This is a genomic window from uncultured Stenotrophomonas sp. (assembly GCF_963519125.1).
Taxonomy (GTDB): Bacteria; Pseudomonadota; Gammaproteobacteria; order Xanthomonadales; family Xanthomonadaceae; genus Stenotrophomonas.
The window spans coordinates 1-16,610 of sequence record NZ_CAUQLJ010000004.1; the positions used below are offsets into that span (position 1 = coordinate 1).

The window sequence follows — 16,610 nt, forward strand, 5'->3', positions numbered from 1 at the left end:
AGCGAGCCGCCTATTATGTCAGGCTTTTCGTTTCCGTCAACACCTTCTTTCGAAGAAGTTGGCGTCCTGTTCCTTCGCGGTTGCCGCCTTGCGGTGGCCCCTGCGTCGGGGGAGGGAAAGTATGTCCCCAACCGACCCATTTGTGAAGGGGGTCAGCGACTTTTTTTCACGGAACTGTGCATTCATTCATGCCAGTCCCGCGCCCGGAGGCGCGGAACCCTTGTGGCGCTTAGGCGACCACCAACAGCACGCGCGCAAAGTTGCGCTTGCCCACCTGCAACAGGCCTTCGAAACCGGGCACGAACACCTGCTGGGCATCGCCCACGACCTCGCCGTCCACCTTCACCGCACCTTCCTTGAGCTTGCGCGACGCCTCGGAATTGCTGGGGGTGAGCCCCGCAGCGGTCAGCAACGCACCAATACGCAGGCCTTCGGCGGGAATGGCTACTTCCTGCAGCGGCAACAGGGTCACGTCGCCCTGCCCGGTCACGGCGGCGTTCCAGCCGGCGATGGCAAGTTCGGCGGCGTCGGCGTCATGGAAGCGGGTGGTCAGCTCACGGGCCAGGCGCAGCTTGACCTCACGCGGGTTGAGGCTGCCGGCGGCAACCTGTTCGCGCAGGCTCACGGCCTCCTGCTGGCTGATATCAAAGGACAGCAGCTCGATCCAGCGCCACATCAGGTCGTCGCCGATCTTCATGGTCTTGGTCACCATGTCGATGGCCGGCTCGCTGATGCCGATGTAGTTGTTGAGCGACTTGGACATCTTGGCCACGCCGTCCAGGCCTTCCAGCAGCGGCATGGTCAGCACGATCTGCGGCTTCTGGCCGTAGTGCTCCTGCAGGCCACGGCCCATCAGCAGGTTGAACTTCTGGTCGGTGCCGCCGAGTTCGACGTCCGCTTCCAGTGCCACCGAGTCGTAGCCCTGGACCAGCGGGTACAGGAACTCATGCAGCGCAATGGACTGCTGGGCGGCGTAACGCTTGGCGAAGTCGTCGCGCTCGAGCATGCGCGCCACGGTGTGCTGGCCGGCCAGGCGGATCATGTCCGCCGCGCCCATCTTGCCGAACCACTCCGAGTTGAAGCGGACTTCGGTACGGCTGCGGTCCAGCACCTTGAATACCTGCTCTTCATAGGTACGGGCGTTGGCCAGCACGTCCTCGCGGCTGAGCGGCTTGCGGGTGAGGCTCTTGCCGGACGGGTCGCCGATCATGCCGGTGAAGTCGCCGATCAGGAAAATGACCTGGTGGCCGAGGTCCTGGAACTGGCGCATCTTGTTCAGCAGCACCGTATGGCCCAGGTGCAGGTCGGGCGCGGTGGGGTCGAAGCCGGCCTTGATCCGCAGCGGACGGCCTTCCTGCAGGCGCGCACGCAGATCCTCAAGCTTGAGGATCTCGTCGGCACCGCGGCCGATCAGGGCAAGGGCTTCTTCAATCGAGGACACGTGACTACTCCCGGCAACGCCGATTCTTGTGTGGGGTGTTAAAGCAAAGTTAACCCGATTGGCTTCACAAAAGCCAATGGGCACAAGGGTTTGACGCGGTTTTCTCAGGTGTCTATGGTAACCGGCGATCAGGCCCGCGCTCCCGGGCTGCCAGGAAAAAACCGCCGATGCACAATTCCGAACAAGGGCGCGCACGCAAGCAGCGCTTCCAGGAACGCCTCCACGTCCTGCACGACAACGCCCTGCATCGGAAGCTCAGGCAACATCTTCCCGCCGCCTTCAATGAGCGCTGGACCCGCCGCCATTGGATGCATGCCAGCCTGTTCGCGACCATCGGCGCGCTGGTGGCAACGATCGTCCCAGGCTTCTCGCACACCATCGACGCCCCCTTTGCCGACAGCCATACCAGCCTGGCACTGCCGTTGCCACCGCTGACCATGGCCCGCCAGCAGCAGGTGCCCGGTGACAGCTGGCAGGTGCTGCGCGTGCAGCGCGGCCAGACCCTGAGCGACCTGTTCGACAAGGCTGGCATCCCGGCCACCACCCTGCACCGGGTACTGGACCACCCGGGCGCGCGTGAGGCGCTGACCAAGCTGCGCCCGGGTGCCGAGATCGCCTTCGACATGCCGCTGTCCGGTGACCTGCGCAGCATCCGCTTCGACCGCGATGCCGACAACCGGGTGGAACTGAGCCTGACCGGCGACGACATCAAGGAGAAGGTGACCCAGCGCGAGACCTCCACGCGCACCGTGGTCACCAGCGGCGAGATCACCAGTTCGCTGTATGCCGCGGCCCGCCGCGCCGGGCTGTCGCCGTCAGCGATCGCGACGATGACCGACGACATCTTCAAGTACGACATCGACTTCTCGAAGGACCTGCAGCCGGGCGACCGCTTCAGCGTGGTGATGGATGAAACCTGGCGCGAAGGCGAGAAGGTGGACACCAGCAAGATCCTGGCGGCAACCTTCACCACCGGTGGCAAGACCTATTCCGGTTTCCGCTTCGACCGCAACGGCAAGTCCGAGTACTACGACATCAACGGCCGTTCGCTGAAGAAGAGCTTCATCCGCATGCCGATTCCCTTCGCACGCTTGAGCTCGACCTTTGGCGCGCGCAAGCACCCGGTGCTGGGCAAGATGCGCATGCACAAGGGCGTGGACTACGCCGCGCGCACCGGCACCCCGATCATGGCCGCCGGCGATGCCCGCGTGCAGTTCGCCGGCGTGCAGCGCGGCTACGGCAACGTCGTGATCCTGGACCACGGCCGTGGCCACACCACCCTGTACGGGCACATGTCGCGCTTCGGCAAGATCAAGACCGGCCAGCGCGTGGGCCAGGGCACGGTGATCGGCTACGTCGGCTCGACCGGACTGGCCACCGGCCCGCACCTGCACTACGAATTCCGCGTCAATGGCGTGCACCGCAACCCGCTGTCGGTGACGATGCCGCCGCCGGAGCCGCTGCAGGGCAGCGAGCTGGTCGCCTTCCGTGCGCAGACCGCGCCGGCTCTGGTACGCATCCAGGGCATGGAGAAGCTGATCTACGCCGACGCCAGCCCGGCGCCGAAGGCCGACAAGGCTGCCACCACCACGGCCAGCACTGCCAAGCCGGCCAAGGGCAGCCGCGGCTGATCGCCTGCCGGGACAGCGCGCGCAGCTGCTGCGCGCGCATTGACGGCGGCAACGGGTTGCGCGGAAGCTGCACGCACCCTGTTGAACCGCCTGGCCATGACCGCACCTGATTCCACTACCCCGCTCTACCTGGGCCTGATGTCCGGCACCAGCGCCGATGGCATCGATGCCGCGCTGGTGCAGTTTCCTGCCGAAGGCGGCTGCCGATTCGTACAGGGCCTGACCCATGCCTGGGACCCGGCCCTCCGCGCCGAGCTGGTGGCGCTGGGCGAAGGCGGTGAGCTGGGCTCGCTGGATACGCTGGGGCGCATCGATGCGCAGATCGGGATTGCGTTTGCCGCAGCGGCCAATCGTCTGCTGCAGGACGCCGCACTCGACCCGACCCACGTACGGGCGATCGGTTCGCATGGACAGACCGTGCGGCACCGGCCACTGGCCGACCCGGCCTTTACCTGCCAGCTGGGCGATGCGAACCGGATTGCCGAGCTGACCGGGATCACCACGGTGGCCGACTTCCGTCGCCGGGATGTCGCCGCTGGCGGGCATGGCGCGCCGCTGATGCCGGCCTTCCACCTTGCCATGCTGGGCACCGCCAATGAAGATCGTGCGGTGTTGAACCTGGGCGGGATCGCCAACCTCACCCTGATTCCGCGCGAGGGAACCCCTCGCGGGTTCGATACCGGGCCGGCCAACGCGCTGATGGATGCTTGGTGCGAGCGGCATCGCGGCGCGCCGTTCGATGCGGACGGGGCGTTCGCGGCCAGCGGGCGGGTCGATGAGGAGGTGCTGGCGCAGTGGCGCTCCGAGCCGTGGTTCGCGCTGCCGCCGCCGAAGAGCACCGGGCGCGAGCAGTTCCACCTGGCGTGGGCCGAGGCGGCGCTGGAAGGGCGCGGGCTGGCGCCGGCCGATGTGCAGGCCACCCTGCTGGAATTGACGGCGGCCACGGTCGCCGATGCGCTGCTGGCGCACCTGCCGGAGGCGAAGCGCGTGCTGGTGTGTGGTGGCGGAGTGCGCAATCCGCAGCTGCTGCGGCGGCTCAGCGCGCGGTTGCCGGGGGTGGTGGTGGAGTCCAGCGCCGAGCACGGGTTGGACCCGGATTACCTGGAGGCGATGGGGTTTGCTTGGTTGGCGCACCGGACCTTGGAGGGGCTGCCGGGGAATCTGCCGAGTGTTACCGGGGCGCGTGGGCCGCGGATTTTGGGGGCCACTCACCTGGCGTGAGGCGGGTGAAGCGTGGGTTTCGATCCGGGGTCATGCCGTAATCGCATGTGGGGAGTGCGTCGGCGGTCGACTGGGGTGCGACCCTACCGAAGCAGCATGCGCAGCGGGGGAGTCAGAAGGCTTTGACGTCTGGGAGCGCCTGCAATGCCGCGATGGCGTCGGCCAGGGCGTTTACTTCGGGGTCGTGGAAGCCGCTGCGGACTTCGAGTTCGCTGGCGAACAGGCCCTGTTCGAGCAGCACCACGCAGGTGTGCTCGCGGGTCCAGCCGCGCGCGACGGCAACCCGGCGGATGCGCTCGTTGAGCAGCGGATCCAGGTCGCGCAGCACTAAATCAGCCATGTGTTTTCCCCTGTTGGCAACGCACCGCCCCCACGGCACCACGTGGTCGATCATGGCCCACGCGGCGGCGCGGGGCAACCACGGGCCCCGGCGCAGCCCAGGTCAGGCGCTGCTGCGGTCGCGGATGCGCGGCCACAGCCAGACCAGCAACAGCAGCGTCGGCAGCACCGTGGCCGAGCTGAGGATGAAGAAGGTGCTGTAGGAGGTGGCCTCCACGATGTAGCCGGAGGCGCCGCCCACGAACTTGCCGGGCAGGTTGGCCAGCGAGACCAGCAGCGCGTACTGGGTGGCGGTGAAATTGCGGTCGGTAAGCGAGGACATGAAGGCCACCAGCACCGTGCCCGCAAAGCCCTGGAACAGGTTGTCCGCGCTCAGTGCCGCGTAGAACGCCCACAGCTGCCCGGGGTTGTGCGCCATCAGCAGGAACGCCAGGTTGGACAATGCGACGCCGAGCGCGGCCACCAGCAACATGCGGCGGAAGCCGAACGCCGCCACGGCGATACCGCCGACAAAGGCGCCGCCGATGCCCATCCAGACACCGAACAGCTTGGACACCGTGGCGATGTCCGCCTTGGTGAAGCCGGAGTCCAGGTAGAACGGGCCGGCCATCACGCCGATGACCTGGTCGGGGAACTTGTACAGCCCGACGAAGGCGAGCAGCACCAAGGCCAGCACCACGCCGTTGGTGGTGAAGAAGCTGGCGATGGGCTGCCAGAACGCGCCGAAGAAATCGATGCGGCGCTGTATCCGCACTTCCGGCTGGGCCGGCTCGCGGCAGAACAGGGTGGTGGCGATCGGCAGCGCCATCAGCGAGGCCATGGCCAGGTAGGCCACGATCCAGCCTTCGAACTGGGCCAGGTACAGCGCGCCGGCGCCGGCCAGGATCAAGCCGACGCGGTAGCCCAGCGTGTAGGTGGCGGCGAGCGCGGCCTGGGCACTTTCCGGGGCGATTTCGATGCGGTAGGCGTCGACCACCGAATCCTGGGTGGCGCCCGCGAAGGAGGCCGCCAGTACCCACAGGACCAGCGGGGTCACGCCGAGTTCGGGACGCACGAACGCCAGCGCGAACAGGCCGCCGGTGACGCCGACCTGCGAAGCCAGCAACCAGGAGCGGCGACGACCAAGGAAGCCGATCAGCGGGAAAGCGTAGCGGTCGATCAGCGGCGCCCAGACGAACTTCAGCAGGTAGAAGAAGCTGGCCAGGCTGATCAGCCCGATGCTGCCCAGGTCCAGGCCGACGTCACGCAGACGGGTGGACAGGGTCTGCGAGGCGATCAGCAGGAACGGCAGGCCGCTGCCGAAGCCCAGGAACGCCATGGTCAGCGCCGACGGCGTGCCGAACGCGCGCTTGATGCCGGCCCAGCCCTTGTAGGACACCGGCGCCGCCGCTTCACTCATGGGGTGTAGTCCACCGTGAACGGCGCATGGTCGGAGAAGCGCTCGTCGCGGTAGATCGAGCAGCCGCGCAGGCGGTCACGCAGGCCGGGGCTGACGAACTGGTAGTCGATCCGCCAGCCCACGTTGTTGGCCCGGGCCGCGCCGCGGTTGCTCCACCAGGTGTAGTCCTCGCCGGTGGGGTGCAGCAGGCGGTAGGCGTCGGTCCAGCCCTGGCCGGCGCCGACGTCCAGCGCCTGGCCGGCGTCCACGCACTGGCCGTTGAGCCAGTCGCGCTCGGGCGGCAGGCAGCCGGAGTTCTTCTGGTTGGACTTCCAGTTCTTGATGTCCAGCGCCGAGCGCACGATGTTCCAGTCCCCGCACAGCACGTAGTCGCGGCCGCTGGCCAGCCATTCGGCCAGGATCGGGCGCAGCCATTCCATCACTTCGTACTTGAAGCCCTGGCGCAGGTCGCCCGAGCTGCCCGAGGGGATATAGAAGGAGACCACGCTGAGGTTGCCGTAGCGGGCCTCGATGTAGCGGCCTTCGTCGTCGAACGGGGCCCAGCCCAGCGAGGTGATGACCTGGTCGGGGTCACGCTTGCTGTAGATGGCCACGCCGCTGTAGCCCTTCTTGGTGATTGCGTCACGGTAGAAGCAGTGGTGGCCGTCCGGACGGAACATCGGGTCGGTCAGCTGGTCTTCCTGCGCCTTGGTCTCCTGGATGCACAGCACGTCGGCGTCCTGGGCACGGAACCACTCGAGAAAGCCCTTGGTGGCGGCGGAACGGATGCCATTGGCGTTGAAACTGATGATGCGCATGCTGACCCGGATACAAGAGCGGTAACCGACAAAGCATACCGGGTTGCCCGGCCCATCGGCTGGCCGGATCCGGCCATGGCAGGGGCCTGCCGCAAGGGGTCACGAGCCTGAATTGGCGGGGATGCATTAGCATCTGCGCTCCAAGAGAATTGAATAGAGCTTCAGATGAGCGACCACCGTTACCGTTTCCTGCAGCTGGCGCTGACCGCCGATGCGCTGCGTTTTGGCCAGTTCACCCTCAAGTCGGGCCGCCTGAGCCCGTACTTCTTCAATGCCGGCCGTTTCGATTCCGGCGCGAAGATGGCCCAGCTGGCCGCCTGCTACGCCGATGCGGTGGAAGCCACCGGCCTGAAGTTCGACGTGGTGTTCGGCCCGGCCTACAAGGGCATTCCGCTGGCCACCGCCACCGCCTGCGAGTTCGCCCAGCGCGGCCGCGACCTGCCGCTGAGCTTCAACCGCAAGGAAGCCAAGGCGCACGGCGAAGGCGGCAACCTGATCGGCGCGGACATGAATGGCAAGCGCGTGCTGATCGTGGACGACGTGATCACCGCCGGCACCGCCATCCGTGAGGCACTGGGCATCATCCAGCAGGCCGGTGGCACCCCGGCCGGCATCGTGGTAGCGCTGGACCGCCAGGAGATCGCCTCGGAGGACGACCGCCGGTCGGCGGCCCAGGCCGTGGCCGAAGAAGCCGGTACTCCGGTGGTGGCCGTGGCCACGCTGGGTGACCTGCTTGATTTTGCCTCCGGAAATCCGGAACTTGTCGGGTACCGGCAGCCGCTGGAGGACTATCGGTCCCGCTACGGCAGCCGTCCTACGCGTTGAGAGCAGGGGGCTCCCATGTCCAGGATTGCCACGTTCACCATGATCGGCCTGCTGCTGGCCGCGCCTGTGCTCAGCGCACAGGCGCAGACCAAGCGCAGCAGCACCGATGCCAAGGCCAAGAAGCTGTACTGCTGGAACAAGGGCAGTGAGCGGATCTGCAGCGATGCCCTGCCGCAGGACGCGGTGAACAGCGCGCGCGAGGAGTTCAGCGTCAGCAGCGGCCTGCGCAAGGGCGGCGTGGAGCGCACGCTGACCGAGGAAGAGCGTGCCGATGCCGCCGTTGCTGCCGCGCAGGCCCAGCTGGACCAGGCGGCGGAAGACACCCGCAAGCGCACCGAGCAGGCGATGCTTTCGACCTACCAGGACGAAGCCGACCTGCGCCGCGTGTTCGTGGAGCGCACCGGGATCCTGGACAACAACGTAAACACCGCCAACTACAACGTGGCCAGCCTGCGTGACGCGCTGGTGACATTGCTGGGCAGCGCGGGCGACCGCGAGCTGGCCGGCCAGCCGGTGCTGCCCAAGCAGGCCGAGGACATCCGCCTGCGCCATGCCGAACTGGTGACCCAGAGGCGCATGCAGGCCTCGTATCTGGACCAGCGCAGGGCGCTGGATGCGGAGATCGAGGAAACCCTGCAGCGGTATCGGTTGTTGAAGGGTGTGGAGACCGACCCGCGCGGGTAGGGTTGAACGAGCCGGGCAGAGCCCGGCTCTACTTTTTACGGCCTTTTTACGCTCATTCACGACCTTGGGCGTGGAGCGTTTACGCGGTCGAAGAACACCATGACGGCCTGACGTGGAGTGGTTCCACCTGGACGTCCCATGAGCCTGACCCTGCCTGTTGTTGCTGCCGCCGCCGCCGCGGCGAGCCCTACCCTGCCTGCCTGGCTTTCGCTGGTGTGCGGAGTGCTGGTGCTCGTTGCCGCCGCCTACCTGCTGTACGTCGTGCTTGCGCCCGAAAAGTTCTGACCGGAGCCGACCATGACCGAGATCCTGTTGATCCTGCTGGCCAGCATCGTGCTGGCCTTTCCGCTTGGGCTGTACCTGGCCCGGGTGATGCGCGGTGGGCCGATGCGCGGCGACGCGCTGTTCGCCTGGATTGAGAAGCCGCTGTACCGCGTGCTGGGTGTGAACCCGGTGCGCGGCATGTCCTGGCGCGGCTACGTGGGCGCGTTCCTGCTCAGCAACCTGGTGATTGCCGTGCTGGTGCAGGCGGTGTTCATGACCCAGGCCTGGCTGCCGTTCAACCCCGACCAGATCCCCAACATGCGCTGGGACACGGCGCTGCACACGATGGTGTCGTTCCTGACCAACACCAACCAGCAGCACTACTCCGGCCAGGCGCAGCTGTCGTACTTCTCGCAGATGACCGCCATCACCGGCCTGCAGGTGGTGACGCCGATGATGGGGCTGGCGCTGGTGGTGGCCACGCTGCGTGCGCTGTTCGGTGCCGCACCGGACGGCGAGCCCGCCGACCCTGCCCTGCCGGCCGACCGCCGCATCGACGTCGGCAACTACTACGCCGACGTGGTGCGTTCGTGCGTGCGCTTCATGCTGCCGCTGTGCCTGCTGTGGGCGGTGCTGCTGACCAGTCAGGGCGTGCCCTCCACGCTGGCCGGCGGCCCCACGGCCACCCCGATCGATGCACCCGCCGGCATGGACAGCCAGAAGCTGCCCCTGGGTCCGGTCGCCGCGATGGTCGCGGCCAAGCAGCTGGGCACCAATGGCGGTGGCTGGTACGGCCCCAACAGCAGCATGCCGCTGGAGAACCCCACGCCGCTGTCGAACGCGTTGGAACTGATCGGCATCCTGCTGATCCCGATCGCGGTGGTGTTCATGCTCGGCGCCTTCACCGGGCGCAAGCGGCTGGCCGGGCTGGTGTTCGGCTGCATGCTGGCGATGTCGAGCGTGTCGGTGGCGGCCACGGTGTGGCTGGAAGGCCATTCGGCCACCGCTGCCAGCCCTCTGCTGATGGAAGGCAAGGAGGTGCGATTCGGTGCTGATGGCACCGGGCTGTGGGCGGCGATCACCACCCAGGTGTCCAACGGTTCGGTCAACGGCATGCACGATTCGCTCAGCCCGCTGGCCGGTGCGGTGCCGATGGTGAACATGTTGATCAACGCGATCTGGGGCGGCATTGGCTGCGGCCTGCAGCAGTTCATCGTGTACCTGCTGCTGGGCGTGTTCCTGGCCGGGCTGATGACCGGGCGTACCCCGGAACTGCTGGGCCGCAAGCTGGAAACCCCGCAGGTGCGCCTGCTCGCGCTGCTGGTGCTGCTGCAGCCCATCACCATCCTGGCGTTCACCGCGATCACGCTGGCCATTCCCTCGATCACCGGCACCTCCAACCCCGCCTTCCACGGCGTCAGCCAGGTGTTCTACGAGTACGTGTCGGCATTCGCCAACAACGGCTCGGGCTTTGAAGGGCTGGGCGATGCGACGCCGTGGTGGAACCTGAGCTGCACCCTGGTGCTGCTGCTGGGTCGCTACCCGGTGCTGGTGATTCCGCTGATCGTCTGCGCCCAGCTGGCGGCCAAACGGCGTGCGCCGGAATCGGCCGGCACGCTGCAGATTGAAACCCCGACCTTCGCGCTGACCCTGATCGCGCTGATCGTCATCCTGACCGTATTGCAGTTCATGCCGGCGCTGGTGCTGGGCCCGGTTGCCGACCACCTGTCGCTGACGCTGCACTGAGACGCGAGACCATGAGTACCTATCCCGTGAATGCAACTTCCTCCCGCCGCCCGCGCCTGCTGGATGCAGCGGGCCTGCGCCGGGCACTGCGCGATGCGGTGGTCAAGCTTTCGCCGCGCCACCTGCTGCACAGCCCGGTGATGGCGGTGGTGATGGTGGGCACGCTGGTCAGCCTGCTGGTCACGCTCACCGGCAATGCACCGCTGGGCTTCGGCCTGGCGGTAACCGCGATCCTGCTGCTGACCGTTCTGTTCGGCAATTTCGCCGAAGCGGTGGCTGAAGCACGTGGCCGTGGCCAGGCCGCGTCGCTTCGCCGGGCGCGCCAGGACCTGAGCGCGCGCCGCCTCGCAGCCGCGCACGCCGGCGCCAGTGAAACCCAGGTACCCGCCGCCGAGCTGCGCCCGGGCGACCACGTGATCGTCAGTGCCGGCGAGCTGGTGCCGGCCGACGGCGAGATCGTGCAGGGCCTGGCCACCATCAACGAAGCGGCGGTGACCGGCGAATCGGCACCCGTGCTGCGCGAAGCCGGTACCGACCGCAGCGGCGTGATCGGCGGCACCAAGGTGCTGTCCGACCAGATCATCGTGAAGATCACCGCCGAGCCGGGGCACAGCTTCCTGGACCGCATGATCGCGCTGGTGGAAGGCGCCAACCGGCAGAAGACGCCGAACGAAGTGGCGCTGACCCTGCTGCTGGCGGCGATGACGCTGACGTTCCTGGTGGTGGTGGCCACGTTGCCGGCGATCGGTGCGTTCGTCGGAGTGAAGGTCGATCCGCTGCTGCTGATCGCATTGCTGGTGTGCCTCATTCCGACCACCATCGGCGGGTTGCTGCCGGCGATTGGCATCGCCGGCATGAACCGTGCGCTGGCCGCCAACATCCTGGCCAAGTCCGGCAAGGCGGTGGAAGTGGCCGGCGACGTGGACGTGCTGCTGCTCGACAAGACCGGCACCATCACCCACGGCGACCGCCAGGCCAGCCACTTCCATGCGCTGGCCGGGATCGAAGCGACCCAGCTGCGCGAAGCAGCGCTGCTGTCCTCGCTGGCCGACCCAACCCCGGAAGGCAAGTCGATCGTGCGCTTGGCGCGCGAGCAGGGGTGCACCACTTCCGAACCCGACCGCGCGGAGTACCTGGCCTTCAGCGCGCAGACCCGCATGTCCGGCGTGGACCTGGACGGCGGCCGCCGCATCCGCAAGGGCGCCGCCGATGCGATCACCGCATACGTGCGCGAACTGGGCGGCAACGTGCCGGCCGAGCTGGCCGGGCGGGTGGAACAGGTGGCGCGCAACGGCGCCACCCCGCTGGTGGTGTGCGAAGGCCGCCATGTGCTGGGCGTGATCGAGCTGAGCGACGTGGTCAAGCACGGCATGCGCGAGAAATTCGCGCAGCTGCGCGCGATGGGCATCCGCACGGTGATGATCACCGGCGACAACCCGCTCACTGCCGCGGCGATTGCGGCCGAAGCGGGCGTGGATGACTACATCGCCGAGGCGCGCCCGGAAGACAAGCTGGCCCGGATCCGCGCAGAGCAGGCCGGTGGACGGCTGGTGGCGATGGTCGGCGACGGCACCAACGATGCGCCCGCGCTGGCCCAGGCGGACATCGGCCTGGCGATGAACTCGGGCACCCAGGCGGCCAAGGAAGCCGGCAACATGGTGGACCTGGATTCGGACCCGACCAAGCTGCTGGCGGTGGTGGAAGTGGGCAAGCAGCAGCTGATCACGCGCGGTGCGCTGACCACGTTCTCGCTGGCCAACGACGTCTCCAAATACTTCGCGATCCTGCCGGCGTTGTTTGCGGCCACGTTGCCGGCGATGGCCACCTTGAACGTGATGCAGCTGTCCAGCCCGCGCAATGCGGTGCTGGCGGCGCTGATCTTCAACGCGCTGGTGATTCCAGCCCTGATTCCGCTGGCGCTGCGCGGCGTGCGCTTCCGTCCGGCCACGGCCACCGCGCTGCTGCGCCGGAACATGCTGGTGTATGGGCTGGGCGGCGTGCTGCTGCCGTTCGCAGCCATCAAGTTGATCGACCTCCTCCTCTTCTCGGTATTCGGCGCATGAACCGCTCTGCTGCTGCTTCGCTTTCCCGTCCGGCGCGCACCCGCGCCGCCCTTCCGGTGTCCCTGCAGCACCAGGGCGCGCTGCGCCCGGCCCTTGGGCTGGGCGTGGCCAGCCTGCTGGTGCTGGGCCTGGCGTACGCGCTGGGCACCACGGCGGTCAGCCGCACCCTGTTCCCCGCGCAGGCCGATGGCAGCCTCCTGGTTGTCGACGGACAGGTGCGCGGTTCGCGGTGGGTCGCGCAGCCGTTCGCCGGGGACGGTTACTTCCAGACCCGGCCGTCGGCGGCCGGCTACGACCCGATGGCGGCGGCGGGCAGCAATCTGGCGCGCAGCAACCCTGCCCTTCAGGAGCGCGTGCGGGAGGCGACGGCGGCCGTCGCGCAGCGCGAAGGCGTGCCGGCCAATGCGGTGCCCGGCGACCTGGTGACCCAGTCCGGTGCGGGTATGGATCCGGAGATTTCGCCGGCGGCGGCTGCGCTGCAGGTGGCGCGGGTGGCGCGTGCGAGGGGGATGGATGCCGCGCAGGTGGAAGGGCTGGTGGCGGCGCATACGGAGGGGCTGCAGTGGGGCGTGTTCGGGCAGCCTCGGGTGAATGTGATGGCGTTGAACGTGGCGTTGGACCGCGCCAACAGCAGCCGGGCAGCGCCTGGCGCTACGGAGTGATGTGCGGTTGGCGTGGAACGGCGCACACTCCGTACCCATGACTGATTCCCGTACCCGACAGGCCGATGCACTGGTGGAGAGCCTGCAGCGCGAGGCCGGTGGCAAGCTCACCGTGTTCCTGGGCGCCGCGCCCGGCGTGGGCAAGACCTACAGCATGCTCGGCCGCGCGCACGAGCAGCTGCGCCGGGGCGTGGACGTGGTGGTCGGGCTGGTGGAAACCCACGGCCGCGCGGACACCGCCGCGCTGCTGGACGGCCTGCCGCAGGTGCCGCTGCTGCAGCGCGCGTACCAGCAGCATGCGCTGCAGGAGATGGACCTGGACGCGGTGCTGGCGCGCCACCCGGCGCTGGTGCTGGTGGACGAACTGGCCCACCGCAATGTGCCGGGCAGCCGCCACGAGCGGCGCTGGCAGGACGTGATGGAACTGCTGGACGCCGGCATCGACGTCTGGACCACGATCAACATCCAGCACCTGGAAAGCCTCAACGACGTGGTGATGCGCATCACCGGGGTGCGGGTCAGCGAGACCGTGCCCGACGCGGTGCTGGACCGGCTGCACGATATCGTGCTGGTCGACCTGCCGCCGCGCGAGCTCATCGAGCGCCTGCAACAGGGCAAGGTGTACGTACCCGAGCAGGCCGCGCAGGCACTGCAGGCGTTCTTCTCGCCGGGCAACCTGACCGCACTGCGCGAGCTGGCGATGCAGGAAGCGGCCGACCGGGTGGACAACAGCCTGCGCGAAACCCGCGCCGCGCGTGGCGAAGGCAACCTGCCGCTGCGCCGGCGGGTGCTGGTGGCGATCGATGGCGGTGGCCAGAGCGAGTACCTGGTGCGGGTGGGCCGGCGCATCGCCGAGCGCCGCGATGCACCGTGGACGGTGGTGACCGTGCAGCGACGCCGCGAGGACGAAGGTACCCGCCGCGAGATCGACGCAGCATTCGCACTGGCGCGGCGGCTCGGCGGCGAGGCCGAGCTGCTGCACGGTCCGAGCATCGCCGACGCCCTGCTCGACCATGCCGCACACAACAGTGTGTCCACGCTGGTGCTGGGCCGTACCCGCGAGCGGCCGTTCGCGCGCATGCTCAACCGCACGCTTACGCAACAGCTGATCCAGCGCGGCGCGCATTACGAGATCACCATCATCGGTACCCCGCAGGCGCGCGCGCATGCGCGTCGGCACGGTCTTTCGATGCCGACCCTGAGTACCGGCCGCGATACGCTGCTTGCCCTGACCGCCACCGCACTGGCCTGCCTGGTGGCGCTGGTGGCGGAGCGCTGGGTGGGGCTGTATGACCTCTCCATGGTGTTCATCGTGGCGGTGGTGGTGGTGGCCGCGCGCAGCCGCACCAGCGCGGCAGTGATGGCGGCGGCGCTGTGCTTCCTGGCCTACAACTTCTTCTTCATCTCGCCGCGTTTTACCTTCGCGATCAGCGCGCGCCAGGGTGTGATCACCGTGTTCCTGTTCCTGGTGGCGGCACTGGTGGCCGGACGGCTGGCCTCGCGCCTGCGCATGCAGGTGGTGGCGCTGCGCGCGGCCAACCGCCATGCCAACGCACGCCAGGTGCTGGGTGGGCAACTGACCCGCGCGGCCAGCAACGAACAGGTGGCGCAGGCCGGACGCGAGGCGCTGGAGCAGGCGCTGGATGCACCGGCGTGGCTGCGTATCGGCGCAGACACCAGCACCAGCGGCAGCGCCGCGCCGGGCGATACCGACCTGGCCGCGGCCGACTGGGCGCAGCGCCACGGCCAGCCCAGCGGGCGCTTCACCGACACCCTGGCCGGTGCCGAATGGTGGTTCCTGCCGTTGCTCGACGGCGACGACCGGACCATCGGCGTGGTCGGCATCCGCTTCCCGCGCAGTGCGCCGCGCCTGACCCCGGAACAGCGCCAGCTGGCCGAGGCGATGGTGGACGACATCGCGCAGGCGGCGCTGCGCACGCGGCTGGTGGCCGACCTGGAAAAGGCGCACGTGAGCAACGAGACCGAGCGGCTGCGTTCGGCGCTGCTGTCGTCGGTGTCGCACGACCTGCGCTCGCCGCTGGCGGCGATGATCGGTTCGGCCGACAGCCTTTCGAGCTACGCCGATGCGATGGATGCCAAGGACCGGCGTGCGCTGCTGGACACGATCCTGGTGGAAGGCGAGCGGCTGGACCGCTACATCCAGAACCTGCTGGACATGACCCGGCTGGGCCACGAAGGACTGAAGATCAACCGCGACTGGATCGGGGTGGACGAGCTGGTGGGCTCGGCCGCACGCCGGCTGCAACGCTACCAGCCGGACGTGCGCCTGCAGCTGGACATTCCTGGCACGCTGGCGCCGATCTGGGTGCACCCGGCGCTGGTGGAGCAGGCGGTGTTCAACGTGATGGAGAACGCCGCCAAGTTCTCCCCGCCCGGCGCGGCAGTGGAGGTGCAGGCACGCTTGGTGGACGGCGAGCTGCGCATCGACGTGCTGGACGCCGGCCCGGGCATTCCCGATGACGAGCGCGCGCGCATCTTCGACATGTTCTACAGCGTGGAGCGCGGCGACCGCGGCCGCCATGGCACCGGGCTGGGGCTGACCATCACCCAGGGCATGATCGGCGCGCACGGCGGCAGCGTGCAGGCGCTGCCGGGCCGCGACGGACGCGGTACCCTGATCCGCATCACGCTCCCGCTGCTGCAACCGCACCCTGCCGATGACCACGACGAATCCTGACGCCTCCCACGGCGTGCCCCCGGCGCGCGTGCTGGTGATCGACGACGAAGCGCAGATCCGCCGTTTCCTGGAGATCAGCCTGCGCGCGCAGGGCTACCGCGTGCTGCAGGCGGCCACCGGGCAGGACGGGCTGGAGCAGCTGGTGGCCGAAGGCGCGGACCTGGTGATCCTGGATATCGGCCTGCCGGACATGGAAGGCCACCAGGTGCTGGCCGAGCTGCGCCAGTGGAGCCAGGTGCCGGTGATCATGCTGACCGTGCGTGCCAGCGAAACCGAGAAGGTGCTCGCGCTGGACAACGGCGCCAACGACTACGTGACCAAGCCGTTCGGCACCCAGGAACTGATGGCGCGGGTGCGTGCGCTGCTGCGCACGCGCACGGTGTCGGCCGACGGGGTGTTGCCGCAGTTCGACGACGGCCACCTGCATATCGACCTGGTCCGCCGCGAGGTGCACCTGGACGGCGCGCCGGTGGCGCTGACCCGCAAGGAGTACGCGTTGTTGTCGCTGCTGCTGCGCAACGCCGGCCGGGTGGTGACCCAGCCGCAGATCCTGGCCGAGATCTGGGGGCCGACCCACCAGCACGACACGCATTACCTGCGGATACTGGTGGGCAAGCTGCGCCACAAGCTGGGCGATTCCGCGCTGGATTCGAAGTATCTGTTTACGGAACCGGGCGTGGGTCTGCGGTTCAAGGGGTAATGCCTGACCGGGCGTGAACCGGTAGGGTCGGATCCCGATCGACCGCCGATATTGGTGATCGGCGCGGTAACGACGCGCACCCGACCGAAGCGCTTTTTTGGCCGAGGGTCATGCCAAGATCGAACGTTGCATCGTCCACG

At 68.2% G+C, this 16,610-nt stretch carries 14 protein-coding genes; 10 read left to right on the forward strand and 4 right to left on the reverse strand.

The window, feature by feature from the left end:
• Positions 1-229: 229 nt before the first annotated feature.
• Positions 230-1,441 carry a tyrosine--tRNA ligase gene (gene tyrS / locus RYM47_RS04150; RefSeq protein WP_315386294.1) on the reverse strand — a complete coding sequence of 404 codons (1,212 nt, stop codon included), beginning with the start codon at positions 1,439-1,441 and terminating at the stop codon, positions 230-232.
• A 167-nt stretch (positions 1,442-1,608) separates the two neighbouring features.
• Between tyrS and RYM47_RS04155 the strand changes: the two genes are divergently transcribed.
• Together RYM47_RS04155 and RYM47_RS04160 are read left to right on the forward strand one after the other, a co-directional pair.
• Positions 1,609-3,072, forward strand: a complete 1,464-nt coding sequence (locus RYM47_RS04155; RefSeq protein ID WP_315386296.1) for a peptidoglycan DD-metalloendopeptidase family protein — start codon at positions 1,609-1,611, stop codon at positions 3,070-3,072.
• A gap of 96 nt (positions 3,073-3,168) precedes the next feature.
• The gene (locus tag RYM47_RS04160) at positions 3,169-4,293 is read left to right on the forward strand and encodes an anhydro-N-acetylmuramic acid kinase (RefSeq protein ID WP_315386297.1); all 1,125 of its coding nucleotides are present in this window, start codon (positions 3,169-3,171) and stop codon (positions 4,291-4,293) included.
• 112 nt (positions 4,294-4,405) lie between these two features.
• On the opposite strand, the gene RYM47_RS04165 is transcribed toward RYM47_RS04160, so the two are convergent.
• The 3 genes from RYM47_RS04165 to RYM47_RS04175 all read right to left on the reverse strand — a co-directional run bounded on the left by RYM47_RS04165 (position 4,406) and on the right by RYM47_RS04175 (position 6,828).
• Positions 4,406-4,633, reverse strand: coding sequence for a hypothetical protein (locus tag RYM47_RS04165; protein WP_095362623.1), 228 nt, complete (start codon positions 4,631-4,633; stop codon positions 4,406-4,408).
• A 102-nt stretch (positions 4,634-4,735) separates the two neighbouring features.
• Positions 4,736-6,031 carry an MFS transporter gene (locus RYM47_RS04170; protein WP_315386300.1) on the reverse strand — a complete coding sequence of 432 codons (1,296 nt, stop codon included), beginning with the start codon at positions 6,029-6,031 and terminating at the stop codon, positions 4,736-4,738.
• Positions 6,028-6,828 carry an exodeoxyribonuclease III gene (locus tag RYM47_RS04175; RefSeq protein WP_315386301.1) on the reverse strand — a complete coding sequence of 267 codons (801 nt, stop codon included), beginning with the start codon at positions 6,826-6,828 and terminating at the stop codon, positions 6,028-6,030. Before RYM47_RS04175 ends, RYM47_RS04170 begins: the two co-directional genes overlap by 4 nt.
• A 165-nt stretch (positions 6,829-6,993) precedes the next feature.
• Here RYM47_RS04175 and pyrE point away from each other — a divergent pair, with 165 nt between their 5' ends.
• From pyrE to RYM47_RS04215, 8 genes are all read left to right on the forward strand, one after another.
• On the forward strand, positions 6,994-7,653 hold the full coding sequence (pyrE, locus tag RYM47_RS04180) for an orotate phosphoribosyltransferase (protein ID WP_315386303.1): 660 nt from the start codon (positions 6,994-6,996) through the stop codon (positions 7,651-7,653).
• A gap of 15 nt (positions 7,654-7,668) precedes the next feature.
• The gene (locus RYM47_RS04185) at positions 7,669-8,337 is read left to right on the forward strand and encodes a hypothetical protein (protein WP_315386304.1); all 669 of its coding nucleotides are present in this window, start codon (positions 7,669-7,671) and stop codon (positions 8,335-8,337) included.
• A 192-nt stretch (positions 8,338-8,529) separates the two neighbouring features.
• On the forward strand, positions 8,530-8,622 hold the full coding sequence (locus tag RYM47_RS04190) for a potassium-transporting ATPase subunit F (protein ID WP_084739105.1): 93 nt from the start codon (positions 8,530-8,532) through the stop codon (positions 8,620-8,622).
• Between the two features lie 12 nt (positions 8,623-8,634).
• A complete protein-coding gene (kdpA, locus tag RYM47_RS04195) occupies positions 8,635-10,347 on the forward strand; it encodes a potassium-transporting ATPase subunit KdpA (RefSeq protein WP_315386306.1) in 1,713 nt (570 codons plus the stop codon).
• Positions 10,348-10,358: 11 nt separating this feature from the next.
• Complete coding sequence (kdpB, locus tag RYM47_RS04200) at positions 10,359-12,410, forward strand: potassium-transporting ATPase subunit KdpB (RefSeq protein ID WP_315386308.1); 2,052 nt, start codon at positions 10,359-10,361, stop codon at positions 12,408-12,410.
• Complete coding sequence (gene kdpC, locus RYM47_RS04205; RefSeq protein ID WP_315386310.1) at positions 12,407-13,072, forward strand: potassium-transporting ATPase subunit KdpC; 666 nt, start codon at positions 12,407-12,409, stop codon at positions 13,070-13,072. Before kdpB ends, kdpC begins: the two co-directional genes overlap by 4 nt.
• 37 nt (positions 13,073-13,109) lie before the next feature.
• Positions 13,110-15,770: a sensor histidine kinase KdpD gene (locus RYM47_RS04210; RefSeq protein WP_315386312.1), complete on the forward strand. Its 2,661-nt coding sequence runs from the start codon at positions 13,110-13,112 to the stop codon at positions 15,768-15,770.
• Positions 15,751-16,470, forward strand: a complete 720-nt coding sequence (locus tag RYM47_RS04215; protein WP_315386313.1) for a response regulator transcription factor — start codon at positions 15,751-15,753, stop codon at positions 16,468-16,470. The genes RYM47_RS04210 and RYM47_RS04215 overlap by 20 nt, the downstream gene beginning before the upstream one ends.
• Positions 16,471-16,610: the final 140 nt, after the last annotated feature.